Genomic DNA, 26,434 nt, shown 5'->3' with positions numbered 1-26,434 from the left:
GTTCCCCGCTCCCACCCCTCACTCCCAAGGGTGATCGAGTTGTCCACAACTCATGGGGCATCCACAGGAATTGAGGCTGCTCAGCGGGTTCGGACGGATGTGCCTAACGTCGTGAGGCATGGCTCTCCGAACACATCGTGCAAGCAGTCGCGCAGGCAGGGGCAGCGGTCCCGGCCGTGCTCCGGTCTCGGACGTCCGGGTGCGCAGTGGTCCCGGCCGCCGACGGCACGGCGACACGGATGCCGCCCTGGCCGCGGCATCGCGCCGCCGGGCGGACGCCCTGATGGCGGGCGGGTACGACGGGCGGGGCGCGCGGCCGACGCCCGACACGGGTCCGGGGAGCGGTACGAGGGCGGGCCCGGACCCTGATCCGGGTGGGGCCGCGTCCGTCGCCCCGGTCGCTGCTTCCGTCCCCGCTCCGGCCCCCGGTGCCGCCGGACCGGGCGGGCGGTGGGAACGGCTGGCCCCCGCGTTGTGGGAGCGGGTGCCGGTCTGGGTGCGGCTCCGGTGCGGCCTGGATCCCAGGGCCCTCGCCGCCCTGGCCGTGGTCCTGGTCGCGGCCGGGGCCTTCGCCGCGGTGCACTTCTGGTCGGCGCGTCCGCACTCCGTACGGGTGCCCGAGGTCGCCGGGGCCGGGTCCGTGCGGGCACCGTCCCCGGTGGCCGAGGGCGCCGGGGCGCCGGAGCCGTCGAGCGGTCCCGCCCCGGCGGGAGGGCCCGGCGGACACGTGGTCGTGGACGTGAGCGGCAAGGTGCGCAGGCCCGGTGTCCGTACGCTGCCGTCCGGGGCGCGGGTCACCGACGCGTTACGGGCGGCGGGAGGGGTCAGGGAGGGCACCGACCTCAGCGGCCTCAATCGGGCGCGGGTACTCGTCGACGGCGAGCAGATCGTGGTGGGCGCCCCTCCGGAGGGCTCGGTGCCGGGCGGGACGGGCGGAGCCGCCCCGGTCGGCGGCGGATCCCCGCCGACCGGGCCGGTCAGCCTCAACACGGCGACCGCCGAGCAACTGGAGACGCTGCCCGGGGTCGGTCCCGTCCTCGCCCAGCGCATCGTGGGCTACCGCGCACAGCACGGCGGATTCCGGTCCGTCGACGAACTGCGCGAGGTCAGCGGCATCGGTGACCGCAGGTTCGCCGATCTCAGGCCGCTGGTGGGGCCATGAGAGCCGAGGACACCCGCGTGTCGCCGCCCGACCGGCCCGGCGCCCTTGAGCCGCGCCGGGAGGGTCCGGTCGACCTCCGTCTGGTTCCGCCGGCCCTGGCCGCCTGGGCCGGGGCGGCCGTGGCGCTGAGCGCGCCGGGGCGGTGGACCGTCGTGGGCGTGGTGCTCTGCACGGGCGCGGCCATGGTCCTCCTGGCCCTGTCCGGAGCCCGGAGCGTCCGCGCCGCGTCGCACGGCCCCGCCACGAACCCCCGGCGGTGGTCCCGGGACGCGGCGACCGCGACCGCCATCGCCGCGGCGCTGCTCTGCGCGGCGGCCGGGGCCACCTCCGCCGGGCTGCGCGGCGCGGACGTACGGGAGGGGCCGGTCCATCGGCTGGCCCAGGATTACGAGCGGGTCGAGGCGGAGGTGACGGTGGTGTCCGACGCCCGGCGGACCCTGCCCCGGGTGAGTGGCGACCATGGCATGCCCGTCTCGCTCCTGGTGGACGCGGAGGTGAACCGGCTGACCGGGCCCGGCGGTACGGTCACCGGGCTCAGCACGCCGGTACTGCTCGTCGTCACGCCAGGAGGAGCCGGGCCGGACGGAGCCGTTCAGGAAGGAGCCGGGTCCGGTGCGGCCGGGCCCGGTGGGGCGGCGGACCGGTGGCAGCGGCTGCTCCCGTCCACCCGGCTGCGCGTCGACGGCCGACTGGCGCCACCGCTGCACGGCGGCGAGCGCAGTGCCGCCGTCCTGCGGGCCGAGGGCAAGGGTCCGCCCCGTGTCATCGGCCCGCCGTCCCTCCTCCAGCGCACGGCGGGCACGCTGCGGGACGGTCTGCGACAGGCGACCGAGCCGCTCGGCCCCGACGCGCGGGCGCTGCTGCCGGGCCTGGTGGTCGGCGACACCTCGCGGGTCGGTCCCGAACTCCACGAGGCGTTCAGGGCCACCGACCTCACCCACCTGATGGCGGTCTCGGGCGCCAATCTGGCGATCCTGCTGGTCCTTCTCATCGGACCGCCCGGCACGGCCACCCGCGCCGAACGCCGCGGCCTGGCGCCCCGGCTGGGGATTCCGCTCCGGCTGACAGCACTGCTCGGCGGCGGGCTCACCCTGGCCTTCGTACTGGTCTGCCGGCCCGAGCCGAGTGTGCTGCGGGCAGCGGCCTGCGGGCTGATCACCCTGCTCGCCATCGGCACCGGACGGCGCAGATCCCTGATCCCCGCCCTGGCCGCGGCCGTGCTGCTGCTGGTGCTGTACGACCCGTGGATGGCGCGGAGCTACGGTTTCGTCCTCTCCGTGCTGGCCACCGGGGCCCTGCTGACCGTCGCCCCGGTGTGGAGCGGCGCGCTGCGACGGCGCGGGGTGCCGCCCCGGCTCGCGGAGGCGCTGGCCGCGGCCGCCGCCGCGCAGGCGGTGTGCGCCCCGGTCGTCGTGCTGCTCGCCTCCCGGGTCAGCCTGGTGGCGATCCCGTGCAATCTCCTGGCCGAATTCGCGGTGGCTCCGGCCACGGTGCTCGGGTTCGCCGCGCTGGCCGTGGCCCCGGTGGCCATGCCGGTGGCGGAGCTGCTCGCCCGGGTCGCGGGATGGCCGGCCGGGTGGATCGCCACCGTGGCCCGTACCGGGGCGGCCCTGCCCGGCGCGGGGATCGACTGGCCGGACGGCGGCAGGGGAGCGGTGCTGCTCGCCGCCCTGACCCTGGCGGTGGCGCTTCTGGCCCGCCGCCTCGTCCGTCACCCCTGGGTCTGCTCGGCGGCGGCGTTGCTGCTGGTCCTCGCGGTACTGCGCCCCGTGCCGCTCACCCGGGCCCTGACCGGATGGCCGCCGCCCGGCTGGGCGTTCGCGATGTGCGACGTGGGGCAGGGGGACGCCCTGGTGCTGGCCGCGGGGGAGGGGGCGGCGGTGGTCGTCGACGCCGGACCGGACCCGCTGCTCGTCGACCGGTGCCTGCGTGAACTCGGTGTCAACGAGGTGCCGTTCCTGATCCTCACCCACTTCCACGCCGACCATGTGCGCGGGCTGCCCGGTGTGCTGCGGGGCAGGGCGGTCGGCGCGATCGAGACGACGAGCCTGGACGAACCGCCGGACCAGGCCGCCTTCGTACGCAGAACGGCGGCCTCGGCGCACGTACCGCTGGTCCGGGCCCTCCCGGAGGAACACCGCAGGATCGGGGCGCTCGACTGGCAGGTCCTCTGGCCCGCCACCACGGCCGGAGGGGGCGGCGGTTGGGCGGCTTCCGGTGCCGAGCCCGCGCCCCGGGACCCGAACGACGCCAGCGTGACCCTGTACGTCCGGTCCGGCGGGCTGACCCTGCTGCTGCCCGGGGACCTCGAACCCCCGTCCCAGCAGGGGCTGTTGCGCAGATACCCGACGCTGTCGCGGGTGGACGTGCTCAAGGTCGCCCATCACGGCTCGGCCTACCAGGACCCCGCCCTGCTGCGTGCGGTGCGCCCGAGACTCGCTCTGGTGAGCGTGGGCCGGGACAACCCGTACGGTCATCCGGCCGCGCGGACCGTCGACGCGCTCCGGGCGGGCGGGGCCACGGTGCTCCGTACGGACACCGAGGGGGCGATCGCGGTGTCGGGCGCCGGAGCGGGGCTGCGGGCGGTCGGCGATTCGGGGCTTTGGTGATGTCTCGTAACCAGTCGCCACCAGTCGCTCCGTTTGCCTCGAACGCCACAATGGTGGTCGAATGCATGGTCGTCGGTGGGCCGCTGCTCCGACAGGGAGGTTCAGCCGCCGGGCCCAGGCGAACCGTTCCCGGGGAGAGGTGGAAGATGTTCGGGCGTTGGCTGAAGAACCGAGCGGCGGGGCCCGGGCAGGGCAACGCCCTCGCCGGACTCAAGGTGCCGCGGACCGCCGGGCTGCTCAGCTGCCGTGTGCTCGACCCCGTCAACGAGATCGTTCCCATGGCCGAGTTCGCCGTCATGGACAGGTCCGGGCACCGGATCTTCAGCGGTGAGACGGACCCGTTCGGCAGTGTGCTCGCCACCGTCCCGGCCGGTGAGTACCGGCTGGTCGTCACGGCCGAGGGCTTCACCCCGTTCCACGGTTCGGCCACGGTGGTCGAGGGCGGTCACGCCGACCTCGGGGACGTGACCCTCCAACTGTCCCCGCCCCCGCAGCTGCCCGCCCCGGGCGAGTGGGCGATCGAGCCGATGCACTCGCAGATCGGCTTCACCGCCCGGCACATCGGACTCGCGCGGATCCACGGCCGGTTCAACACCTTCGCCGGGGCCGTGCGGATCGCCGACCGCATGGAGGACTCGGCCATGCACGTGATCATCGATGCCGCGTCGATCGACACCAACGTCCAGATGCGCGACGACCACCTGCGCTCCAGCGACTTCCTCGATGTCGGGCGGTACCCGACGATGGAGTTCTACAGCGACCGCTTCGTCCACCGGGGCGGCACCCGCTGGGGCGTGACCGGCGCGCTCACCCTGCACGGTGTCAGCCGGACGGTCACGCTGGACAGCCAGTACCTCGGTCTCGGGAGCGGCCTGGAGGGCGAGACCCGCGCCGCCTGCCGGGCCACCACGGAACTGCACCGCGAGGACTTCACCCTGACCTGGCAGACCATGCTGGCCCGGGGCATCGCTGCCGTCGGCTCCAGCATCGCCATCGACCTGGACATGCAGATAGTCCCCAAGGACTGAGCCGCAGGGGCGCCCCGGGAGCGGGGCTCCAGGGCTACGGGGCTATGGGGCTTCGAGCCACCCCTCGTACTCCGCCGCGAGGGCGTCGAGCGCGGTGGTGTCCAGCCGTGCGGCGGCGTCCTCCACGACCACCAGCCACTGGGCGTCCTCGGCGTCGTCCTCGCCGGCCAGCGCGTCGCGCACGAGCTGGGGCTCCTCGGCGACCCCGAAGCGCAGGCCGAGTTCCTCGGCCACCTCCTCCGCCGCGTCACGGTCGGGCAGCACCAGCACATGTCTCACATCGCTCACCGGGCCATTCTCCTGCACCCGGGAGGTGCCCGGGGAAGCGGTGGGGGAGGGAGCCCGGGGCCGTTGTCGGACGTGCGTGGGATGCTGGACGGCGATGGCCACCAGAAAGAGTTCCACCGACGACCCGCTCGCTCCCGTCACGCTCGCCGTGGGCCAGGAGGACCTGCTCCTGGACCGCGCCGTGCAGCAGGTGGTGGCGGCGGCCCGCGCCTCCGACCCCGACACGGACGTCCGCGACCTCACCTCCGACCAGCTCCAGCCGGGCACCCTCGCCGAGCTGACGAGCCCCTCGCTCTTCGCCGAGCGCAAGGTGGTGATCGTCCGCGGGTCGCAGGACCTCTCCGCCGACTCGGTCAAGGACGTCAAGGCGTACCTCGGCGACCCGGTCGAGGAGATCACCCTGGTCCTGCTGCACGCGGGCGGCGCCAAGGGGAAGGGGCTGCTCGACGCGGCGCGCAAGGCCGGGGCGCGGGAGGTCGCCTGTCCGAAGACGACCAAGCCGGCCGAGCGGCTGTCCTTCGTACGGTCGGAGTTCCGGGCGCTGGGCCGGTCGGCCACGCCCGAGGCGTGCCAGGCCCTGGTCGATTCCATCGGCAGCGACCTGCGGGAGCTGGCGAGCGCGGTCTCGCAGCTCGTCGCGGACGTCGAGGGCACCATCGACGAAGCGGTCGTCGCCCGCTACTACACGGGCCGCGCCGAGGCGTCGAGCTTCACGGTCGCCGACCGCGCGGTGGAGGGGCGAGCGGCGGAGGCGCTGGAGGCGCTGCGCTGGTCGTTGTCGACGGGCGTGGCGCCCGTACTGATCACGAGCGCGCTGGCCCAGGGCGTGCGGGCGATCGGCAAGCTGTCCTCGGCCCGTGGCGGCCGCCCCGCCGACCTCGCCCGTGAGCTGGGCATGCCGCCCTGGAAGATCGACCGGGTGCGGCAGCAGATGCGCGGCTGGACGCCGGACGGGGTGGCCCTCGCGCTGCGCGCGGTCGCGGACGCGGACGCCGGGGTCAAGGGCGGTGGCGACGACCCGGAGTACGCGCTGGAGAAGGCCGTGGTCGCGGTGGCCCGGGCCGCCCGGTCGGGCCGCTAGCCGTTCCTGGTGGGTGTGCGGGAGGGTCAGCCGCGCTCGGAGGGTCGTGGGGCCCCTCTCCCGCGAGGGTCGCGTACTCGCGGATTGCGGGGACGGGCATGCCGGACGCGCGGAGCCGTGGTGCACGGGTGGAGCCACGCAAGGCCCTTCTCTCCTCGGTGGAGGCGCTGAAGGCGACCCGGGGCCGGGCCGTCGCCTGCGTCCCGGATGACGCCCGCCTGCTTTCGGCCCGCCCTGCCTTCGGCCCGCAGCCGTTGCGGGCCCCGGCCCAGGCCCCGCAGGTGCCTCGTAAGCCCGGGGGAACCCCGCGTACGCACGCCGAAGGCCCCGGCAGCCGCCCTGGGGGAGGGCGGAGGCCGGGGCCTTCGGTTCACGCTTCGGTGCGCCGCACCCGCGTGGCGAACGCAGGTTCGGTGTGCGGCGCGGGGTGCCGGTCAGGAGCGGGAGAGAGGGCCCGCTGGGTCCGTTCCGGCGATCACATCAGAATGCTCAGCCCTGGAGGGTGGCAACCTTGGAGGCCAGTGCCGACTTCTTGTTGGCGGCGGCGTTCTTGTGGATGACACCCTTCGAGACGGCCTTGTCGAGCGCACGGGAAGCGTCGCGGGTGGCCACGGTGGCCTTCTCGACGTCACCGGCGGCGACGGCCTCGCGGGCCTTGCGGATAGCGGTCTTGAGCGAGGACTTGACGGCCTTGTTGCGCAGGCGCGCCTTCTCGTTCGTCTTGTTCCGCTTGATCTGGGACTTGATGTTCGCCACGAAAAGAGCCTTTTCAGGTTCGTTGGATCTTCGGTGTGCGCCCCGCGGCCCGAAAGAGTCGCGAGACACAGCTGTCAACGGTACCAGCACCGCTCCGACCGGCCCAAACCGGTCTCCGCCCGGCAACCATGGGACGATGGAGGCTGCGTATCGATCCGACCGACCCGACATCGACCCGAGACACGGCGTTCGGCGTCTCAAGAATCAGGACCCTGCGTGCCCGCGACCCCTACCCACGTGCCCGAGCCGAGCCGTACCGACCCGGCGCTGATCCGCAACTTCTGCATCATCGCGCACATCGACCACGGCAAGTCGACCCTTGCCGACCGGATGCTCCAGCTGACCGGGGTGGTCGACCAGCGGCAGATGCGCGCTCAGTATCTCGACCGTATGGACATCGAGCGCGAGCGCGGCATCACCATCAAGTCCCAGGCGGTCCGTCTGCCCTGGACGCCCGAGACGGGCGAGGGACAGGGCCGCACCCATGTCCTCAACATGATCGACACCCCGGGCCACGTCGACTTCACCTACGAGGTCTCGCGTTCGCTGGCCGCCTGTGAGGGCACGATCCTGCTGGTCGACGCGGCCCAGGGCATCGAGGCCCAGACCCTCGCCAACCTCTACCTGGCGATGGAGAACGACCTCACCATCGTCCCGGTGCTCAACAAGATCGACCTGCCGGCCGCGCAGCCGGAGAAGTTCTCCGAGGAGCTGGCCAACCTCATCGGCTGCCAGCCGGAGGACGTGCTCAAGGTCTCCGCGAAGACCGGCATCGGCGTGGACGCGCTGCTCGACCGGGTGGTCCGGGACGTTCCGGCCCCGGTCGGCGTCGCGGACGCCCCCGCCCGCGCGATGATCTTCGACTCGGTCTACGACTCGTACCGGGGCGTCGTCACGTACGTCAGGGTCGTCGACGGGCAGCTCAACAAGCGCGAGCGCATCCGGATGATGTCGACCGGCGCCACCCACGAACTGCTGGAGATCGGGGTCTCCTCCCCGGAGATGACCCCGGCCGACGGTCTCGGCGTCGGCGAGGTCGGCTACATCATCACGGGTGTGAAGGACGTCCGGCAGTCCAAGGTCGGTGACACGATCACCTCCCTCAACAAGGGCGCGACCGAGGCGCTGGGCGGCTACAAGGACCCCAAGCCGATGGTGTTCTCCGGGCTCTACCCGCTGGACGGCTCGGACTACCCGGACCTGCGCGAGGCCCTGGACAAGCTCCAGCTCAACGACGCCGCCCTGGTGTACGAGCCGGAGACCTCCGCGGCCCTCGGCTTCGGCTTCCGCGTCGGCTTCCTCGGCCTGCTCCACCTCGACGTGATCCGCGAGCGGCTGGAGCGCGAGTTCGGCCTCGACCTCATCGCCACCGCCCCCAACGTGGTCTACCGCGTCGACATGGAGGACGGCACCGAGCACACCGTCACCAACCCGAGCGAGTTCCCCGAGGGCAAGATCGACAAGGTGCACGAGCCCGTCGTGCGCGCCACGGTCCTGGCCCCCAGCGAGTTCATCGGCGCGATCATGGAGCTCTGCCAGCAGCGCCGCGGCACCCTCCTCGGCATGGACTACCTCTCCGAGGACCGGGTCGAGATCCGCTACACCCTGCCGCTCGCCGAGATCGTCTTCGACTTCTTCGACCAGCTGAAGTCCAAGACGCGCGGGTACGCCTCGCTCGACTACGAGCCCACCGGCGAGCAGACCGCCCAGCTCGTCAAGGTCGACATCCTGCTCCACGGCGACAAGGTCGACGCGTTCTCCGCCGTCACCCACAAGGACAAGGCGTACGCGTACGGCGTGCGGCTGGTCGCCAAGCTGCGCGAGCTGATCCCCCGGCAGAACTTCGAGGTGCCGATCCAGGCCGCCATCGGCTCCCGGGTCATCGCCCGTGAGACGGTCCGCGCCATCCGCAAGGACGTCCTCGCCAAGTGCTACGGCGGTGACATCTCCCGTAAGCGGAAGCTGCTGGAGAAGCAGAAGGAAGGCAAGAAGCGGATGAAGATGGTCGGCAGCGTGGAGGTCCCGCAGGAGGCCTTCATTGCCGTGCTGTCCACCGACGACTCCGGTGCGGAGGGCAAGGGCAAGAAGTAGGCCCGAGCCCAGCCCCCGGGCCGTCCGGACGGGCCCCCGCACCGCAGCGTCCTGCGGCGGCGGGGGCCCGTTCGTTATCAAGCGGCGGCCCCTTGCCCCTTACGCGGCGGACCCGGGCCCTCTACCCTGATCACGGCCTCGTAGTTACTCGCCAGTTAAACAAGCGGGACCGGGAGCCACCGGACCGGCGGACGGCCGTACGCGGAGCACACCGTACGCGGGACACCAGACACAGCAGGACGAAGAAGAAGCAGGAACAAGCAGCAACAGCAGTCAGCAGCAAACAGCAGCCGGTCGTGAAGCACTGCCGCAGGCCCGGAGGACGTCGTGAGCGACACACTGACCTTGATCGAGAACCGACCGCCCTCCGTGGCGAACCTCTTCATCGACCGCGTGGCGGCCACCCCCGACGGGGAGGCGTACCGCTACCCCGTCCCCTCGGCCAGCGGGCAGGGCCCCGACGAGTGGAAGTCGCTGAGCTGGGCGCAGGCCGCCGAGCGGGTCTACGCCGTCGCCGCCGGGCTCATCGCCCTGGGCGTACGGCCCGAGGAGCGGGTCGCGCTCGCCTCCTCCACCCGGGTGGAGTGGATCCTCGCCGACCTCGGCGTGATGTGCGCCGGTGCCGCGACCACCACGGTCTACCCGTCGACCAACGCCGAGGAGTCGGCGTTCATCCTCGCCGACTCCGACAGCAGGGTGCTGATCGCCGAGGACGCCGGCCAGCTCGCCAAGGCCCGTGAGCGCCGCGCCGAGCTGCCCGATCTCGCCCATGTCGTCGTCATCGACCCGGAGGGCGCCGAAGCCGCCGAGGACGACCCCGAGGGCTGGCTGCTCACCCTCGCCGAGCTGGAGGCCCGCGGCACCGCGTACCTGGCGGAGCACCCCGAGGCGATCAAGGAGCGGGTCGCCGCCATCACCCCGGAGCAGCTCGCCACCCTGATCTACACCTCGGGCACCACCGGCCGCCCCAAGGGCGTGCGGCTGCCGCACGACAACTGGTCGTACATGGCCAAGGCGACCGTCTCCACCGGCCTCATCACCTCCGAGGACGTCCAGTACCTCTGGCTGCCGCTCGCGCACGTCTTCGGCAAGGTCCTCACCTCCGGCCAGATCGAGGTCGGCCACGTCACCGCCGTCGACGGCCGGGTCGACAAGATCATCGAGAACCTGCCGGTCGTCCAGCCGACGTACATGGCGGCCGTGCCCCGCATCTTCGAGAAGGTCTACAACGGTGTCGCCGCCAAGGCGCGGGCCGGGGGCGGGGCCAAGTACAAGATCTTCCAGTGGGCGGCCGGGGTCGCCCGGGAGCACGCCAAGGTCTCGCAGGACAACTTCCGGCGCACCGGCACCGCCTCCGTCCCTTTCGCGCTCGGCGCCAAGCACAAGGTCGCCGACACCCTGGTCTTCGCGAAGATCCGGGAGGCGTTCGGCGGCCGGCTGCGGGCCTGCGTCTCCGGCTCCGCCGCGCTCGCCCCGGACATCGGCCTCTTCTTCGCCGGCGCCGGGATCCACATCCTGGAGGGGTACGGACTCACCGAGTCCAGCGCCGCCTCCTTCGTCAACCCGGGCGAGGCGTACCGCACCGGCACCGTCGGCAAGCCGCTCCCCGGCACCGAGGTACGGATCGCCGACGACGGCGAGATCCTGCTGCGCGGCCCCGGGATCATGGAGGGCTACCACGGGCAGCCGGAGAAGACCGCCGAGGTCCTGGAGTCGGACGGCTGGTTCCACACCGGCGACATCGGCGAGTTGTCCGTGGACGGCTACCTGCGGATCACCGACCGCAAGAAGGACCTCATCAAGACCTCCGGCGGCAAGTACATCGCCCCGGCGGAGGTCGAGGGGCAGTTCAAGGCGGTCTGCCCGTTCGTCTCCAACATTTTGGTGCACGGCGCCGACCGCAATTTCTGCACCGCGCTGATCGCCCTCGACGAGCCGACCCTCCTCGGCTGGGCCGCCGAGAACGGCCTGGGCGGCAAGTCGTACGCCGACGTGGTGGCCGCCCCGCAGACCGTCGCCCTCGTCGAGGGGTACGTGAAGCGGCTCAATGAGGGCCTCCAGCGCTGGCAGACCATCAAGAAGTTCCGGCTGCTCCCGCGCGACCTCGACATCGAGCACGGCGAGCTGACCCCCAGCCTCAAGCTGAAGCGGCCGGTCGTCGAGCGCGCGTACAAGGACCTGATCGACGACATGTACGCGGGAACCCGCGAGGCGTAGGGCACGCGCTGACCCACCACGCCCCACCGGCGCGGTCGCGAGTACGGATCTTGCGGCCGCGCCCGTTCCGTCCCGCTCATTTTCTCCGCCCACTTCGGCAACTCGCTGCTTATGGGCATGGTCCATCTGTCACGCTGTCGGTGTCGCCCGCGCAGACGAGAACCGACAGACGGCAACGAGAACAGACAGAGCGAGACAGGTCAGGAGCTGCACCGTGGGGTCCATTCCCTTGCAGCGGGACATCGTTCAGCGTCCCGGAAATCCCGCAGACCGCGCGGACACGCGGCCGACCGCCCACACGTCCCTGCCCGGCAACCTCCTCGCCCCCTCCGCCGCCCGCCGGTTCGTCCGGGCCGCGCTGGAGGAGTGGGCCGGGCTCGGGCTCCCGGCGGCCGTGGGCTTCAGCGGGCGCCTGGCGGAGGACGCGGAGGTCGTCGTCAGCGAGCTGGTGACCAACGCGGTCGTGCACGCCGGGACCACCGTGGAGCTGGTCGTCCGGCTGGAGGAGGCCGACGACGACGAGGCCGCGGCCCTGTCGCTGGAGGTCTCCGACCACCACCCCGCCCGCGCGGTGCGCAGCGACCGCCCCGAGTCCGGAAGCGCGGCCGACGCGGCGGAGGGCACCCGCGCCGTCGGCCCCGACGAGCCCGCCGAGTACGGCCGGGGCCTCCAGCTCGTCGGCACCCTCGCCGAACGCTGGGGGATCACCTACCGCACCGGCCTCAAGACCGTCTGGGCCCGGCTCCCGGTGGACGACTGGAACCCCTTCCCGCAGGCGCCCGCCGATCCCGTCCTCCCGCACGGGCTGCGCGAGGCCGAACTCCTCGCCCCCTCCGCCCGGCGCGCGCTGCGCGACGACGCGGACTGGGCCGGCCGGGGCGCGCTCTCCTTCCTCGCCGAGGCGTCGGACCTGCTGGCCGGTCAGCTCGACGAGGACATCGTTGCCGCGCTCTCCGGACAATTACTGGTACCCCGCCTCGCGGACTGGTGCGCGATCTGGCTGGAGCCGGAGAACGGCGGCCCCTCGGCGGTTCCCCGGCTCGCCAGCGTCTGGCACCGGGACGAGACCGAGACCGGCGGGCTCCGCGCCCTGCTGGAGCAGGGCCCGATACGGCTGCCCGAGCGGGTCGGCACCGGCCCCGTCTCCATGCCCTGGCCCGGCGGCGAGGAGCCCTGGCCCGGCGGTACGGAGGAGACCGGGAAGGACGAGGAGGGCGACGGCCCCGCCGTCTCCGCCCTCGCCTACCGGATCACCTCCGGCGGCCGGACCCTGGGCGCGGTGCTCCTCGGCCGGGAAGGGCTCGCCCGCGTCCCCGACGAGGTGACCGCGCTCATCGAGGACTTCGTACGCCGGGTCGGCCTCGCCGTCGGAGCCGCCCGCGAGTACAGCCGGCAGGCCACCATCAGCCGCATCCTCCAGCGGGCCCTGCTGCCCGGGAAGGTCGCCGACATACCCGGCGTCGCCAGCTCGCTGGTGTACGAGCCCAGCGACGACGGGGTGGTCGGTGGTGATTTCTACGACATCTTCCCCTGCCCCGGCGACCGCTGGTGCTTCGTCCTCGGCGACGTCCAGGGCAGCGGCCCCGAGGCCGCCGTCGTCACCGGCCTCGCCCGGCCCTGGCTGCGGCTGCTGGCCCGGGAGGGCTTCGGCGTCGGCGAGGTCCTGGACCGGCTCAACCGGCTCCTCCTCGACGACGCCATGGAGGCCGCCGAGGCCGCCGCGCTGATGGTGGCCGCCGCCGGCGGCCAGCAGACCGCGGACACCGGCCAGTCCCGCTTCCTGTCCCTGCTGTACGGCGAACTCGTCCCGCTGCCCGGCGGCGGCGCCCGCTGCACGCTGGCCAGCGCCGGCCATCCGCTGCCGCTGCACCTGCGGCCCGACGGCGAGGTGCGCCCGGCCGCCGAACCGCAGATGCTGCTCGGCATCTTCGACGACGTCGCGTACGAGAGCCAGAGCTTCGAGCTGGCGCCCGGCGACAGCCTGCTCTGCGTCACCGACGGGGTCACCGAGCGGCGCTCCGGTACGCGGATGTTCGACGACGGGGACGGCCTGGCCCGGGCGCTGGCCGGATGCGCCGGACTGCCGGCGGACGGCATCGCGGACCGGATCAAACGGGCGGTGCACGAATTCGCCGAGCGGCCGCCCGACGACGACCTGGCCCTGCTGGTCCTCCAGGCAGGCTGATCCCGGACCGGGAAGAGGGGAGCGGACCGAGCGTGGCCGGGAACGCCCCGGCGGCGCGCGACAATGGGCGGTATGCCTTCCGTACTGCCCGATGGTGAACCCGTGCCCGACGACGGGGCGCTGCCCCGCCATGCCCTGGAAGGCGCCGCCGACCGGCCGCTCGGCTTCTACCTGCACGTGCCCTACTGCGCGACCCGCTGCGGCTACTGCGACTTCAACACCTACACCGCGACCGAGCTGCGCGGCTCCGGCGGCGCCCTGGCCTCCCGGGACAACTACGCCGCCCATCTGATCGGCGAGGTCCGCCAGGCCCGGAAGGTCCTCGGCGACGACCCGCGCCCGGTCCGCACGGTCTTCGTCGGCGGCGGCACCCCGACGCTGCTCGCCGCCGCCGACCTGGTCCGGATGCTGGCGGCGATCCGCGAGGAGTTCGGGCTGGCGGACGGTGCCGAGATCACCACCGAGGCCAACCCCGAATCGGTCGGCCCGGCCTACCTCGCCGAACTGCGCGAGGGCGGCTTCAACCGGATCTCCTTCGGGATGCAGAGCGCCCGGCAGCACGTCCTGAAGATCCTGGACCGCACGCACACCCCCGGGCGCCCCGAGGCCTGCGTCGCCGAGGCCCGGCAGGCGGGCTTCGCGCACATCAACCTCGACCTGATCTACGGCACCCCCGGCGAGTCCGACGACGACTGGCGGGCCTCGCTGGACGCGGCGATCGGCGCCGGACCCGACCATGTGTCGGCGTACGCCCTGATCGTCGAGGAGGGCACCCAGCTGGCCCGCCGCATCCGGCGCGGCGAGGTCCCGATGACCGACGACGACGTCCACGCCGACCGCTACCTGATCGCCGAGGAGGCGATGGCCGCGGCGGGCTACTCCTGGTACGAGGTGTCGAACTGGTCCCGCACCCCCGAGGGCCGGTGCCTGCACAACGAGCTGTACTGGCGCGGCGCCGACTGGTGGGGCGCCGGCCCCGGGGCGCACAGCCACGTCGGCGGGGTCCGCTGGTGGAACGTGAAGCACCCCGGCGCCTACGCCCAGGCCCTCGCCGAGGGGCGCTCGCCCGGCGCCGGCCGGGAGATCCTCTCCGCCGAGGACCGGCGCGTCGAGCGCATCCTGCTGGAACTCCGGCTCGCCGACGGCTGCCCGCTGTCGCTGCTGGCCCCGGCCGGTCTCGCCGCCGCCCGCCGCGCCCTGGCCGACGGCCTCCTGGAGCCCGCCCCGTACGAGGACGGGCGGGCGGTGCTCACCCTGCGCGGGCGGCTCCTGGCGGACGCGGTGGTGCGGGACCTGGTCGACTGAGGGCCCCGGGGAAGGCTACTGCGGCGGCGCCGTGACGAAGTCGATCAGGTGCTCCACCGAGCCCAGCAGCGACGGCTCCAGATCCCGGTAGGAGCGGACCGAGGAGAGGATGCGCTGCCAGGCCGCGCCGGTGTTCTCCGGCCAGCCCAGCGCCCGGCACACCCCGGTCTTCCAGTCCTGCCCGCGCGGCACCGCCGGCCACGCCGGGATGCCCACCGAGGACGGCTTCACCGCCTCCCACACGTCGATGTACGGGTGCCCCACCACCAGCACGTCCGCCTCCGTCACCCGCTCGGCGATCCGGGACTCCTTGGAGCCGGGCACCAGATGGTCGACCAGCACGCCCAGCCGGGCGTCCGGGCCGGGGGAGAAGGCGCGCACGATGCCCGGCAGGTCGTCGATGCCCTCCAGGTACTCCACGACCACGCCCTCGATCCGGAGGTCGTCGCCCCAGACCCGCTCCACCAGCTCCGCGTCGTGCCGCCCCTCCACGTAGATCCGCCCGGCCCGTGCGACCCGGGCCCGCGCCCCGGGGACCGCGACCGACCCCGAGGCCGTACGGGACGGGAGTGCCGGGGCGGCGGCCGCCGGGCGGACGAGGGTGACCACCCTGCCCTCCAGCAGGAAGCCGCGCGGCTCCATCGGGAACACCCGGTGCTTGCCGAAGCGGTCCTCCAGGGTCACCGTCGGACCCTGGGCCGTCTTCTCGCACCGGATCACCGCACCGCAGAATCCGGTGGACACCTCCTCCACCACCAGATCGGGCTCGGCGGGGACCTCGGGAACGGGGGCGGACCTCTTCCACGGCGGGGTCAGGTCCGGCTGGTAGCTGCGCATCGCACGACGATAGGACGACCGGAGCCCGGGGGTCACGACACGCCGGAACGTCCGGCCAGTCGCCCGCGCTGCTCCCGTACGAACGCCGCGTCCACCACCGCCCCGTGCCCCGGCACGTACACCGCGTCCTCGCCGCCCAGCGCCAGCAGCCGGTCCAGCGCGCCCGGCCAGCGGGACGGATGCGCGTCCTCGCCGGCCTGGGGCTCGCCGGACTCCTCCACCAGGTCGCCGCAGAGCACGACGGCGGGCGATCCGGGGGAGCCGGGGACGACCGCCACCAGGTCGTGGCCGCTGTGCGCGGGGCCCAGCTCGGCCAGCACCACCTCGCGCCCGCCGCCCAGGCCGACCGTCCACTCCCCGCGCACCGGGTGCCCCGGCACCACCAGCGCGTCGACGGCCTCCGCCGCGTCGCGCTCCGCGACCCCGTGGCGCACCGCCGAGGCGCGCAGCTCCGCCGCGCCGTCCTTCCGCAGGAACTCCGCCAGCCCGGCCGCCCCGTACACCTGGACGCCGGAGAACGCGGCGGTGCCCAGCACGTGGTCGAAGTGCGGATGGCTGAGTGCGACATGTGTCACCCTCCGGCCCAGCAGCGCCTCGGCCTGGGCCCGCACCTCGGCCCCCTCGCGGAGCGTCGACCCGGTGTCGAAGAGCAGCGCGCCGTCCGCCCCGACGACCAGCGCGACCGTCGCATCCCATCCGGGAAGGCGCCGCCGGCCCACTCCGTGGCCGATCCGTTCCCACCCGAACTCTTCCCAAGAAGCGTCCATACCGCGACGCTATCGGCAAAACACCCGCGGGGTCTCGTGACGGGCTGGCCGGTCGCCCTTGCTAGGCCCCCACTCGGCCGCCGTACACTGGCGGGGGATTGCTGGCACTCGGGGTGACAGAGTGCCAGGCGAAATCCTGGACAGGGACACTGGACAGGGACACGGGAACGGCCCGGGAACCACCGAGGAAACACAGCTGGAGGTGTGCGCGATGCTCAGTGAACGCAGACTCGAAGTGCTCCGCGCCATCGTCCAGGACTATGTCGGCACGGAGGAGCCCGTCGGCTCCAAGGCGCTCACCGAGCGGCACAAGCTGGGGGTCTCCCCGGCGACCGTCCGCAACGACATGGCCGTGCTGGAGGACGAGGGGTTCATCGCCCAGCCCCACACCAGCGCCGGACGCATTCCGACGGACAAGGGCTACCGGCTCTTCGTCGACCGGCTCGCGGGGGTCAAGCCCCTCTCGTCGCCGGAGCGCCGCGCGATCCACAACTTCCTCGACGGAGCGGTCGACCTCGACGACGTCGTGGGCCGCACCGTACGGCTGCTCGCGCAGCTGACCCGGCAGGTCGCCATCGTGCAGTACCCCTCGCTGACCCGGTCGACGGTGCGGCACGTGGAACTGCTCTCGCTGGCGCCCGCCCGGCTGATGCTCGTGCTCATCACGGACACCGGCCGGGTCGAACAGCGCATGATCGACTGCCCCGCCCCGTTCGGCGAGACCTCTCTCGCCGACCTGCGGGCCCGGCTCAACAGCCGGGTGGTGGGACGCCGTTTCACGGACGTCCCGCAACTGGTGCAGGATCTGCCGGAATCCTTCGAGAGCGAGGACCGGGGCACCGTCTCCACCGTGCTCTCCATCCTGCTCGAAACCCTCGTCGAGGAGACGGAGGAGCGGCTGATGATCGGCGGCACCTCCAACCTCACGCGCTTCGGGCACGACTTCCCCGTGATGATCCGGCCGGTGCTGGAGGCTCTGGAGGAGCAGGTCGTGCTGCTGAAGCTGCTCGGCGAGGCCAAGGACTCGGGCATGACCGTACGCATCGGGCACGAGAACGCCCACGAGGGGCTCAACTCCACGTCCGTCGTCGCGGTCGGCTACGGTTCGGGCGACGAGGCAGTCGCCAAACTCGGCGTGGTCGGACCGACCCGCATGGACTACCCCGGAACGATGGGAGCGGTACGCGCAGTGGCACGTTACGTCGGACAGATCCTGGCGGAGTCGTAAGTGGCCACGGACTACTACGCCGTACTCGGCGTACGCCGCGACGCGTCCCAGGACGAGATCAAGAAGGCATTCCGTCGGCTCGCCCGCGAGCTGCACCCGGATGTCAACCCCGATCCGAAGACCCAGGAGCGGTTCAAGGAGATCAACGCCGCCTACGAGGTGCTGTCGGACCCGCAGAAGAAGCAGGTCTACGACCTCGGCGGCGACCCGCTGTCCTCCTCCGGCGGCGCCGGCGCGGGCGGCTTCGGACAGGGTGGCTTCGGCAACTTCTCCGACATCATGGACGCGTTCTTCGGCACGTCGCAGCAGCGCGGGCCCCGGTCGCGCACCCGGCGCGGCCAGGACGCGATGATCCGGCTGGAGATCGACCTCGCCGAGGCCGCGTTCGGAACGACCAAGGACATCCAGGTCGACACGGCCGTCGTCTGCACCACGTGCAGCGGCGAGGGCGCCGCGCCCGGTACCTCCGCCCAGACCTGTGACATGTGTCGCGGCCGCGGCGAGGTCTCGCAGGTCACCCGGTCCTTCCTGGGCCAGGTCATGACCTCGCGGCCCTGCCCGCAGTGCCAGGGGTTCGGCACGGTCGTGCCGACGCCGTGCCCGGAGTGCGCCGGTGACGGCCGCATCCGCTCGCGGCGCACGCTCACGGTGAAGATCCCCGCCGGTGTCGACAACGGCACCCGCATCCAGCTCGCGGGCGAGGGCGAGGTCGGCCCCGGCGGCGGCCCGGCCGGCGATCTGTACGTGGAGATCCACGAGCTGTCGCACGCGGTGTTCCAGCGCCGCGGCGACGACCTGCACTGCACGGTCACCATCCCGATGACGGCGGGCGCGCTCGGCACCAAGGTGCCGCTGGAGACGCTCGACGGACTGGAGGAGGTCGACATCCGGCCCGGCACCCAGTCCGGCCAGTCCGTCCCGCTGCACGGCCGCGGCGTCACGCATCTGCGCGGCGGCGGGCGCGGCGACCTGATCGTGCACGTCGAGGTGATGACCCCGACGAAGCTGGACCCGGAGCAGGAACGACTGCTGCGGGACCTGGCGAAGATGCGGGGCGAGGAGCGGCCCACCGGCCAGTTCCAGCCCGGCCAGCAGGGGCTGTTCTCCCGGCTGAAGGACGCCTTCAACGGCCGCTGACCCGCGGTGTCCGGACGCCGGGCGGGGCCCCCTCGACTGGGCCGCCCGGCGTCCGCGCGTACCCGGGTCGCGGCCGGTGCGTCCCGGCGGGTCCGGTCCGGCCCGGACGTGACACGATGCGGTCATGTCATCCGCATTGACCGATCTCTGCCGGTATCCGATCGTGCAGGCCCCGATGGCGGGCGGCGCCTCCGGCCCCCCGCTCGTCGCGGCCGTCTCCGGGGCGGGCGGTCTCGGCTTCCTCGCCGCCGGCTACAAGACGGCGGACGGGATGTACCAGGAGATCAAACAGGTCCGCGGGCTGACCGCCCGGCCCTTCGGCGTCAACCTCTTCCTGCCGCAGCCCGGGCTCGCCGACCCGAGCGCCGTCGAGGTCTACCGCCACCAGCTCGCGGGCGAGGCCGCCTGGTACGAGACCCCGCTCGGTGACCTGGACGTCGACGGGGACGACGGCTACGAGGCCAAGCTGGCCATCCTGCTGGACGACCCGGTTCCGGTCGTCTCGTTCACCTTCGGCTGCCCCACCCGGGACACCCTGGACGCCCTCGCCGGCGTCGGCACGTACACCGTCGTGACGGTCACCACGCCCGAGGAGGCCCAGGCCGCCCAGTGGGCCGGGGCCGACGCGGTCTGCGCCCAGGGCGTCGAGGCGGGCGGCCACCAGTCCACCCACCGCGACGACCCGCAGGCCGACGGCTCCGGGATCGGGCTGCTCTCGCTGGTGTCCCAGGTCCGCGAGACCGTGCAGATCCCGGTTCTTGCCGCCGGCGGGCTGATGCGCGGTGCGCAGATCGCCGCGGTCCTCGCCGCGGGTGCCGACGCGGCCCAGCTCGGTACGGCCTTCCTCGTCTGCCCCGAGTCCGGGGCGAGCCCGCTGCACAAGCAGGCGCTGACCAACCCCCTGTTCGTCCGGACCGCCCTGACCCGGGCTTTCTCCGGCCGCCCCGCCCGGGGCCTGGTCAACCGCTTCATGCGCGAGCACGGCCCGTACGCCCCCGCCGCCTACCCGCAGGTCCACCATCTGACCGCCGGGCTGCGCCGGGCGGCGGCGAAGGCCGGGGACGCGCAGGGCATGGCGCTGTGGGCCGGGCAGGGCCACCGGATGGCCCGCGAGCTGCCGGCCGGCCGGCTGGTCGGACTGCTCGCCGAGGAACTGGACGCCGCGCGTACGGCACTGAGCACCGGAGGCACCAAGTGACCGCACCCGTCTTCGTCGTCGAACAGGTCCCCGACGGGCCCGGGTTCGTCCTGGAGGGTCCCGAGGGCCGGCACGCCGTGTCGGTGAAGCGGCTGCACGCGGGCGAGGCCGTCGTGCTCACCGACGGGCGGGGCCGCTGGACGGAGGGCGTCGTGGCCGCCGCCGAGGGCAAGGACCGCCTCGTCCTCGCCGAACTGGCCCCGGTCCGGGAGGAGGCGGCGCCCGCCCCGCGCATCACCGTCGTCCAGGCCCTGCCCAAGGGCGACCGGGGCGAGGTCGCCGTGGAGACCATGACGGAGACCGGCGTCGACGCGATCGTGCCCTGGCAGGCGGCCCGCTGCATCACCCAGTGGAAGGGCGACCGCGGCCTCAAGTCCCTCTCGAAATGGCGCGGTACGGCCCGGGAGGCGGGCAAGCAGTCCCGCCGGGTGCGCTTCCCCGAGGTGACCGACGCGATGACGACCAAGCAGGTCGCGGCGTTGCTGGCCGAGGCGGACTTCGCGGCCGTGCTGCACGAGGACCGGGACCACGACAGCGAACCGCTGGCCACCGTCGAACTCCCCGAGCGGGGCGGGATCGTGCTGGTCGTCGGGCCCGAGGGCGGGGTGTCGCCGCAGGAACTCGCGGTCTTCGCCGAGGCGGGCGCCCGGACCTGCCGGCTCGGTGCGAGCGTGCTGCGCACCTCCACCGCGGGCACGGCGGCGACGGCCCTGCTCCTGGGGCGCACCGGCCGCTGGTCCTAGGACCTGTCTTCAAACTGCCGCCTGCCGTGCGGCGCCCGGCACGCACGCTCGCCGCGTTGTCGGGGTCACCCCGATACATCCAGTATCGGAGCGACCCTCCGCCTTGCGATCGCACGCACCGGACACCGCACGGCCCGGCCTCCGGCCGGACGACGGCAGTTTGAAGACAGGTCCTAGGGGTGTTTCGAAAGTAGCGTCGCACGATCCCCGGTTGTGCGCCCGGCGCCATTTCCGGCGCGCCCGCATGCCGTCTACCGTCCGGCGGGCGATCGGTGGGAAGCTGCCCGTATGGGGACAACAAGGGCATGGATTCAGGGGCGAGGCCGACGTGTTCCGGCCGCGTCCGCACTCGTGGTCGCGGCCGTCCTGGGCGTCGCCGCCTGCGAACCCACGGGTGGGCTGAACTCCGCCTCCATCGCCGTGACCACCGACCGGGTCGGCACCGGCGCACTGGAGAGCAACGGGGTGAACGTGCGGTGGCTGAGCTGCTCCGCCGGGGTCGACGGCGCCCGCGCCTGGGGCGCCTCGCCCGCCGCGTCCGTACCCCGCAGCGCGAACGTCGACTGCACGGGCCGGACCGGCAACGGTGAGGCGATCACGCTCAGCGGCAAGGTGACCCAGGAGCTCGGCGGCCGGTGCGTACGGGGCGATCTGACCGCCAGGACGGGCGGGCGGTCCGTCTTCCGGGCCGATGTGCTCGGCGACTGCAACGCCCCGCCGCAGACCTCCGTGATCACCCCGGCCCCGCCCGCCGCGGGCGGGAACGGCTTCCGGCCCACCGTCACGGTCACCGTCACGGTGACCGAGACCACCCGGGGAAAGTGAGTGCGAACCGGAGCCCGGCCCACCCGTCGGACTCCGGCCAACCCGGTTACGGGCGGCACAGCGGCGTCCTAGGGTGAGCGGTGTGACGCAGCTTTCCTACCTCCGGTATCCCCATCTCCACGGCGACACGGTCGCCTTCACCGCCGAGGACGACGTCTGGCTGGCTCCGCTGGACGGGGGCCGGGCCTGGCGCGTCAGCGCCGACAACCGGCCGGTCGGCCCGCCGCGGATATCGCCGGACGGGAACCGGGTCGCCTGGACGACCACCCGGGACGGGGCGCCGGAGGTCCACCTCGCGCCGGCCGACGGCGGCCCCGCCACCCGGCTCACGTACTGGGGCGACAGCCGGACCGAGGTCCACGGCTGGACGCCCGGTGGCGAGGTGCTCGTCGTCAGCGCCCAGGGGCAGCCGTCGTTCCGCCGCACCCGGGCGCACGCCGTCCCGGTCGACGGCGGCCCGGCGCGGGTCCTCCCGTACGGGCAGCTCGGCTCGCTCGCGTACGGGCCCGGCGGCCGGGCCCTGCTGCTCTCCGCCACCATGGGGCGCGAGGCCGCCTGGTGGAAGCGCTACCGGGGCGGCGCCGCGGGCAAGTTGTGGATCGAGGGGGAGACCCCGGGCGACGGCCCGGCGCGGTTCGTCCGGCTCCACGAGGAGCTCGACGGAAACATCGAATGCCCCATGTGGGTCGGCGACCGGGTCGCCTTCCTCTCCGACCACGAGGGCACCGGCGCCGTCTACTCCTCCCTCCCCGACGGATCCGGGCTGCGCCGCCACACCGGCCTCGACGGCTTCTACGCCCGCCACGCGAGCACCGACGGCACCCGCGTCGTCTACGTCTTGGGCGGTGAACTCCGGGTCCTGGACGATCTGACGGGCAGCGAACCCCGCCGCCCGGACATCCGGCTCGGCGGCCAGCGCACCGACCTCCAGCCGTTCCCCGTGCACGCCGGGAGTCACGTCGAGTCCGTCTCCCCGGACCGCACCGGGCGCGGCAGCGCCGTCGTGACGCGCGGCGCCGTCCACTGGGTCACCCACCGGAGCGGCCCGGCCCGCGCGCTCGCCGCCGAACCCGGCGTACGCGCCCGGCTGGCCCGTACCTTCCAGGCCGAGGGCGACCCGCACGTCGTCTGGGTCACCGACGCCGAGGGCGAGGACGCGCTGGAGTGCGCCCCCGCCACCGGCGCCGCCCCGGGTACCGCGCCGCACCGGCTCGCCGCCGGCCGGCTCGGCCGGGTCCACGAACTGGCCGCCGCCCCCGACGGCAGCCGGTTCGCCGTCGCCACCCACGACAGGCGCGTCCTGGTCGTCGAACGGGAGAGCGGCGAGGTCCACGAGGTGGACCGCAGCGAACACGGCGACGCCTCCGGACTCGTCTTCTCGCCCGACTCCGCCTGGCTCGCCTGGTCCCACCCCGGCCCCCGCCCGCTCAGCCAGCTCAAACTCGCCCACCTCACCGACCTGTCGGTCGCCGAGGCCACCCCGCTGCGCTTCCGGGACTTCTCGCCCGCGTTCACCGCCGACGGCAAGCACCTCGCCTTCCTCTCCGAGCGCTCCTTCGACCCGGTCTACGACAGCCACGTCTTCGACCTGACGTTCCCCGCCTCCTGCCGCCCGCACCTGCTGACGCTCGCCGCCACCACCCCCTCCCCGTTCGGACCGCAGCGCCACGGCCTGCCCGTCGAGAAGGAGAAGAGCGGCGGCGAGGGCGACCAGGACAACCCGACCGCGCTGCCCATCACCCGGATCGACCTCGACGGGCTCGCCGACCGGATCGTGCCGCTGCCCGTCGCGGCCGCCGGGTACTCCACGCTCCGCGCCGCGAAGGACGGCCTGCTCTGGCTGAGCCACCCGACGACCGGGGTCCTCGGCACCAGCGCCGCCACCCCCGACGCCGCCCGCCCCGAGACCACCCTGGAGCGGTACGACCTGGAGAAGCTGCGCTCCGAGGAGATCGCCTCGGACGTACGGGACTTCGAAGTCAGCGGGGACGGCAAGCGGCTCGTCCTGCACACCCGCGGCGCCCTCCGCGTCGTCCCGTCCGACAGCCATGTCGCGGCCGACGACGAGGACGGCGGCAGCGACGGCGGGATCACCGTCGACCTCTCCCGCGTCCGGCGGCTCCTCGACCCGGCCGCGGAATGGCGCCAGATGTACGCCGAGGCCGGCCGCCTCATGCGGGACAACTTCTGGCGCCCCGACCTGGGCGGCGTCGACTGGGACGGCGTCCTGGACCGCTACCGCCCGGTGCTGGCCCGGGTCGCCACCCACGACGACCTGGTGGACCTGCTGTGGGAGGTCCAGGGCGAGCTCGGCACCTCGCACGCCTACGTCCGCCCCTCCTCCGGCTGGTGCGACGAGTCGACCCGGCAGGGACTGCTCGGAGCCGACATCTCCCGCACGGAGGACGGGAGTTGGCGCATCGACCGGATCCTCCCCTCGGAGACCTCGGATCCGGAGGCGCGCTCACCGCTCGCCGCGCCCGGTGTGGCGGTACGCGCCGGGGACATCCTCCTCGCCGTCGACGGCACCCCGGTCGACCCGGTGACCGGCCCCGCCCCGCTGCTCACCGGCTCGGCGGACCACCCGGTCGAACTGACCGTCGCCCCGGCGGACGGCGGGGACCCCCGCCATGTCGTCGTCGTACCGGTCGACGACGAGGAGGCGCTGCGCTACCACGACTGGGTCGCCGGCCGGCGGGCCCGGGTGCACGAGCTCTCCGGCGGCCGCCTCGGCTACCTCCACGTCCCCGACATGAGCGGCGCGGGCTGGGCGCAGCTCCACCGCGACCTGCGGATCGAGATGGCCCGCGACGGGCTGGTGCTGGACGTCCGGGAGAACCGCGGCGGCCACACCTCCCAGCTCATCGTGGAGAAGCTGGCCCGCCGGGTGATCGGCTGGGACGTACCGCGCGGGGCGCGGCCGCACAGCTACCCGCTGGACGCGCCGCGCGGCCCGGTGGTCACCGTCGCCGACGAGTTCGCCGGATCGGACGGCGACATCGTGACCGCCGCGGTCAAGGCGCTCGGCATCGGCCCGGTCGTCGGCACCCGCACCTGGGGCGGTGTGATCGGCATCGACAGCCGCTACCGCCTCGTCGACGGAACCCTGGTCACCCAGCCCAAGTACGCGTTCTGGTTCGAGCGGTACGGCTGGGACGTGGAGAACCACGGGGTCGACCCCGACGTCGAGGTCGTCGTCACCCCGCAGGACCACGTGGCGGGCCGCGACCCGCAGCTCGAGGAGGCGGTCCGGATCGCCCTCGAAGCGCTCACCCGCAACCCGGCCGTCCGGGCACCCGGGCTGCCCGCACTGCCCGGGGCATAGCCGCCGAGGTGGCGGGGCGAACCGCCCCGCTACCATGCCGTACAACGATCACCAGCTACCGAGGAGCCAGTCCCATGGCGGGAGAACCGCAGCCCGACTGCCTGTTCTGCAAGATCGTCTCGGGCGAGGTCCCGGCCACCATCGTCCGGGAGACCGAGACCACCGTCGCCTTCCGGGACATCAACCCGCAGGCCCCCGTCCACGTCCTCGTCATCCCGCGCCTCCACCACCCCGACGCCGCCTCGCTGGCCGCCGCCGAACCCGCGGTCGCCGCCGACGTGCTGCGCGAGGCCGGGCAGGTCGCCGCCGACGAGAAGATCGTGGACACCGGCTACCGGATCGTCCTCAACACCGGCGCCGGAGCGGGCCAGACCGTCTTCCACGCCCACGCCCACGTCCTCGGGGGCCGCGGCCTCCAGTGGCCCCCCGGCTAGGGGGTGCCTGACACATGCCTGCGGCGTCGCGGGGTCCGGTGCGCACGCTCGCGGCGTTGCCGAACCGCCCACGTGGCTCCTTCCTCGAGCTCTCAACTCCGTTCGAGCAGGGGAGACCCCATCCGCAGACGCTCCGGCGCCTTGCGATCGCACGCACCGGACCCCGCTCCTTCACCCGCACTCATTTATCAGACACCCCCTAGGGCCCGTCGTCCGGATCGGGCCCCGCTCCCTGATCCGGCCTGATCCGAACGAAAGGCCCCAGGCTCCCGTGTCCGTACGCGAACTCGTGGTCCTCGGCACCGCCAGCCAGGTCCCGACCCGGCACCGCAACCACAACGGCTATCTGCTCCGCTGGGACGGGGAGGGCATCCTCTTCGATCCCGGCGAGGGCACCCAGCGCCAGATGCTGCGGGCCGGAGTCGCCGCGCACGACATCGATCGGATCTGCGTCACGCACTTCCACGGCGACCACTCGCTGGGCCTGGCCGGGGTGATCCAGCGGATCAACCTCGACCAGGTCCCGCACCCGGTCACCGCGCACTACCCGGCGAGCGGGCAGCGCTTCTTCGAACGGCTCCGGTACGCCACCGCCTACCGCGAGTCCGTCGCCCTGACCGAGGCACCCGTCGCCGCCGACGGTGCGCTCGCCACCACCGGCGGGTACACCCTCAGCGCCCACCGCCTCTCGCACCCCGTCGAGTCGTACGGCTACCGGCTCGTCGAGCCCGACGGGCGCCGGATGCTGCCCGGGAAGCTCGCCGAGCACGGCATCCGGGGCCCGGACGTCGGCCGCATCCAGCGCGAGGGCGCCCTCGGCGGCGTCACCCTCGACGACGTCTCCGAACGCCGGCGCGGCCAGCGGTTCGCGTTCATCATGGACACCCGGCTCTGCGACGGCGTCCACGTCCTCGCCGAGGGCTGCGACCTGCTGGTCATCGAGTCGACCTTCCTCGACGAGGACGAACGGCTCGCCACCGACCACGGCCATCTGACCGCCGGCCAGGCGGGCCGGGTGGCCCGGGACGCGGGCGTACGGCACCTGGTGCTGACCCACTTCTCGCAGCGCTACGACGACCCGGCCGCCTTCGGGGCCCAGGCCCGCGCGGCCGGGTTCGAGGGCGAACTGACCGTCGCCCAGGACCTCTCCAGGATCCCCGTGCCCACCCGGCACCTCTGACCACCCCCGTACCAGCACCATCGTCTGTGAGCGTGAAG

At 73.4% G+C, this 26,434-nt stretch carries 20 protein-coding genes; 16 read left to right on the top strand and 4 right to left on the bottom strand.

All coding sequences use genetic code 11. The features are described from left to right. The first annotated feature begins 199 nt into the window (after nucleotides 1–199). From ACF08W_RS10115 to ACF08W_RS10105, 3 genes are all read left to right on the top strand, one after another. Nucleotides 200–1,162, top strand: a complete 963-nt coding sequence (locus ACF08W_RS10115; RefSeq protein WP_392278998.1) for a helix-hairpin-helix domain-containing protein — start codon at nucleotides 200–202, stop codon at nucleotides 1,160–1,162. Next, entirely contained in the window at nucleotides 1,159–3,771 is a 2,613-nt protein-coding gene (locus ACF08W_RS10110; RefSeq protein WP_392278997.1) for a ComEC/Rec2 family competence protein, read from the top strand. The genes ACF08W_RS10115 and ACF08W_RS10110 overlap by 4 nt, the downstream gene beginning before the upstream one ends. A 146-nt stretch (nucleotides 3,772–3,917) precedes the next feature. Beyond that, the gene (locus ACF08W_RS10105) at nucleotides 3,918–4,799 is read left to right on the top strand and encodes a YceI family protein (RefSeq protein ID WP_385204267.1); all 882 of its coding nucleotides are present in this window, start codon (nucleotides 3,918–3,920) and stop codon (nucleotides 4,797–4,799) included. A gap of 42 nt (nucleotides 4,800–4,841) precedes the next feature. On the opposite strand, the gene ACF08W_RS10100 is transcribed toward ACF08W_RS10105, so the two are convergent. Then, nucleotides 4,842–5,087 (bottom strand): hypothetical protein, encoded by a 246-nt coding sequence (locus tag ACF08W_RS10100; protein WP_392278996.1) that lies wholly within the window; start codon nucleotides 5,085–5,087, stop codon nucleotides 4,842–4,844. A 94-nt stretch (nucleotides 5,088–5,181) separates the two neighbouring features. On the opposite strand from ACF08W_RS10100, the gene holA reads away from it, so the two are divergent. Beyond that, nucleotides 5,182–6,168 carry a DNA polymerase III subunit delta gene (holA, locus tag ACF08W_RS10095; RefSeq protein WP_385204273.1) on the top strand — a complete coding sequence of 329 codons (987 nt, stop codon included), beginning with the start codon at nucleotides 5,182–5,184 and terminating at the stop codon, nucleotides 6,166–6,168. A 489-nt stretch (nucleotides 6,169–6,657) separates the two neighbouring features. On the opposite strand, the gene rpsT is transcribed toward holA, so the two are convergent. Then, nucleotides 6,658–6,924, bottom strand: coding sequence for a 30S ribosomal protein S20 (gene rpsT / locus ACF08W_RS10090; protein ID WP_352275249.1), 267 nt, complete (start codon nucleotides 6,922–6,924; stop codon nucleotides 6,658–6,660). A 216-nt stretch (nucleotides 6,925–7,140) separates the two neighbouring features. On the opposite strand from rpsT, the gene lepA reads away from it, so the two are divergent. From lepA to hemW, 4 genes are all read left to right on the top strand, one after another. Then, nucleotides 7,141–9,015, top strand: a complete 1,875-nt coding sequence (gene lepA, locus ACF08W_RS10085; protein ID WP_352275247.1) for a translation elongation factor 4 — start codon at nucleotides 7,141–7,143, stop codon at nucleotides 9,013–9,015. Between the two features lie 327 nt (nucleotides 9,016–9,342). Then, entirely contained in the window at nucleotides 9,343–11,232 is a 1,890-nt protein-coding gene (locus ACF08W_RS10080; RefSeq protein WP_392278995.1) for an AMP-dependent synthetase/ligase, read from the top strand. Nucleotides 11,233–11,461: 229 nt separating this feature from the next. Further along, nucleotides 11,462–13,417: a SpoIIE family protein phosphatase gene (locus tag ACF08W_RS10075; protein WP_385205168.1), complete on the top strand. Its 1,956-nt coding sequence runs from the start codon at nucleotides 11,462–11,464 to the stop codon at nucleotides 13,415–13,417. A gap of 72 nt (nucleotides 13,418–13,489) precedes the next feature. Then, the gene (hemW, locus tag ACF08W_RS10070; RefSeq protein ID WP_385204287.1) at nucleotides 13,490–14,722 is read left to right on the top strand and encodes a radical SAM family heme chaperone HemW; all 1,233 of its coding nucleotides are present in this window, start codon (nucleotides 13,490–13,492) and stop codon (nucleotides 14,720–14,722) included. Nucleotides 14,723–14,737: 15 nt separating this feature from the next. On the opposite strand, the gene ACF08W_RS10065 is transcribed toward hemW, so the two are convergent. Continuing rightward, nucleotides 14,738–15,559, bottom strand: a complete 822-nt coding sequence (locus tag ACF08W_RS10065; RefSeq protein ID WP_392278994.1) for a DUF3097 domain-containing protein — start codon at nucleotides 15,557–15,559, stop codon at nucleotides 14,738–14,740. Between the two features lie 32 nt (nucleotides 15,560–15,591). Beyond that, entirely contained in the window at nucleotides 15,592–16,326 is a 735-nt protein-coding gene (locus ACF08W_RS10060) for an MBL fold metallo-hydrolase (RefSeq protein WP_392278993.1), read from the bottom strand. A gap of 211 nt (nucleotides 16,327–16,537) precedes the next feature. On the opposite strand from ACF08W_RS10060, the gene hrcA reads away from it, so the two are divergent. The 8 genes from hrcA (at nucleotide 16,538) to ACF08W_RS10020 (ending at nucleotide 26,396) form a co-directional block, all read left to right on the top strand. Further along, nucleotides 16,538–17,554, top strand: a complete 1,017-nt coding sequence (gene hrcA / locus ACF08W_RS10055) for a heat-inducible transcriptional repressor HrcA (protein ID WP_352275239.1) — start codon at nucleotides 16,538–16,540, stop codon at nucleotides 17,552–17,554. Beyond that, a complete protein-coding gene (dnaJ, locus tag ACF08W_RS10050) occupies nucleotides 17,555–18,691 on the top strand; it encodes a molecular chaperone DnaJ (RefSeq protein WP_352275237.1) in 1,137 nt (378 codons plus the stop codon). A 124-nt stretch (nucleotides 18,692–18,815) separates the two neighbouring features. Next, nucleotides 18,816–19,889, top strand: a complete 1,074-nt coding sequence (locus ACF08W_RS10045; protein WP_352275235.1) for a nitronate monooxygenase — start codon at nucleotides 18,816–18,818, stop codon at nucleotides 19,887–19,889. Beyond that, entirely contained in the window at nucleotides 19,886–20,632 is a 747-nt protein-coding gene (locus ACF08W_RS10040; RefSeq protein WP_392278992.1) for a 16S rRNA (uracil(1498)-N(3))-methyltransferase, read from the top strand. Before ACF08W_RS10045 ends, ACF08W_RS10040 begins: the two co-directional genes overlap by 4 nt. A 288-nt stretch (nucleotides 20,633–20,920) precedes the next feature. After that, the gene (locus tag ACF08W_RS10035; RefSeq protein ID WP_392278991.1) at nucleotides 20,921–21,457 is read left to right on the top strand and encodes a hypothetical protein; all 537 of its coding nucleotides are present in this window, start codon (nucleotides 20,921–20,923) and stop codon (nucleotides 21,455–21,457) included. An 82-nt stretch (nucleotides 21,458–21,539) separates the two neighbouring features. Then, a complete protein-coding gene (locus ACF08W_RS10030) occupies nucleotides 21,540–24,782 on the top strand; it encodes a S41 family peptidase (RefSeq protein WP_392278990.1) in 3,243 nt (1,080 codons plus the stop codon). Between the two features lie 74 nt (nucleotides 24,783–24,856). Further along, nucleotides 24,857–25,216, top strand: a complete 360-nt coding sequence (locus ACF08W_RS10025) for a histidine triad nucleotide-binding protein (protein ID WP_352275229.1) — start codon at nucleotides 24,857–24,859, stop codon at nucleotides 25,214–25,216. Nucleotides 25,217–25,487: 271 nt separating this feature from the next. Then, entirely contained in the window at nucleotides 25,488–26,396 is a 909-nt protein-coding gene (locus ACF08W_RS10020; protein ID WP_392278989.1) for a ribonuclease Z, read from the top strand. Nucleotides 26,397–26,434: the final 38 nt, after the last annotated feature.

The organism is Streptomyces sp. NPDC015144 (assembly GCF_043079735.1).
Classification (GTDB): Bacteria; Actinomycetota; Actinomycetes; order Streptomycetales; family Streptomycetaceae; genus Streptomyces.
The sequence above is the reverse complement of the archived record's forward strand: the minus strand, read 5'-3'. Positions and strand labels throughout refer to the sequence as shown.

Bases quoted from the DNA above. Each gene is read 5' to 3' on its own strand.
- ACF08W_RS10110 (WP_392278997.1), top strand. From the start codon at position 1,159: ATGAGAGCCGAGGACACCCGCGTGTCGCCGCCCGACCGGCCCGGCGCC.
- ACF08W_RS10105 (WP_385204267.1), top strand. From the start codon at position 3,918: ATGTTCGGGCGTTGGCTGAAGAACCGAGCGGCGGGGCCCGGGCAGGGC.
- holA (WP_385204273.1), top strand. From the start codon at position 5,182: ATGGCCACCAGAAAGAGTTCCACCGACGACCCGCTCGCTCCCGTCACG.
- hemW (WP_385204287.1), top strand. From the start codon at position 13,490: ATGCCTTCCGTACTGCCCGATGGTGAACCCGTGCCCGACGACGGGGCG.
- ACF08W_RS10065 (WP_392278994.1), bottom strand. From the start codon at position 15,559: ATGCGCAGCTACCAGCCGGACCTGACCCCGCCGTGGAAGAGGTCCGCC.
- ACF08W_RS10060 (WP_392278993.1), bottom strand. From the start codon at position 16,326: ATGGACGCTTCTTGGGAAGAGTTCGGGTGGGAACGGATCGGCCACGGA.
- hrcA (WP_352275239.1), top strand. From the start codon at position 16,538: ATGCTCAGTGAACGCAGACTCGAAGTGCTCCGCGCCATCGTCCAGGAC.
- ACF08W_RS10045 (WP_352275235.1), top strand. From the start codon at position 18,816: ATGTCATCCGCATTGACCGATCTCTGCCGGTATCCGATCGTGCAGGCC.
- ACF08W_RS10035 (WP_392278991.1), top strand. From the start codon at position 20,921: ATGGGGACAACAAGGGCATGGATTCAGGGGCGAGGCCGACGTGTTCCG.
- ACF08W_RS10025 (WP_352275229.1), top strand. From the start codon at position 24,857: ATGGCGGGAGAACCGCAGCCCGACTGCCTGTTCTGCAAGATCGTCTCG.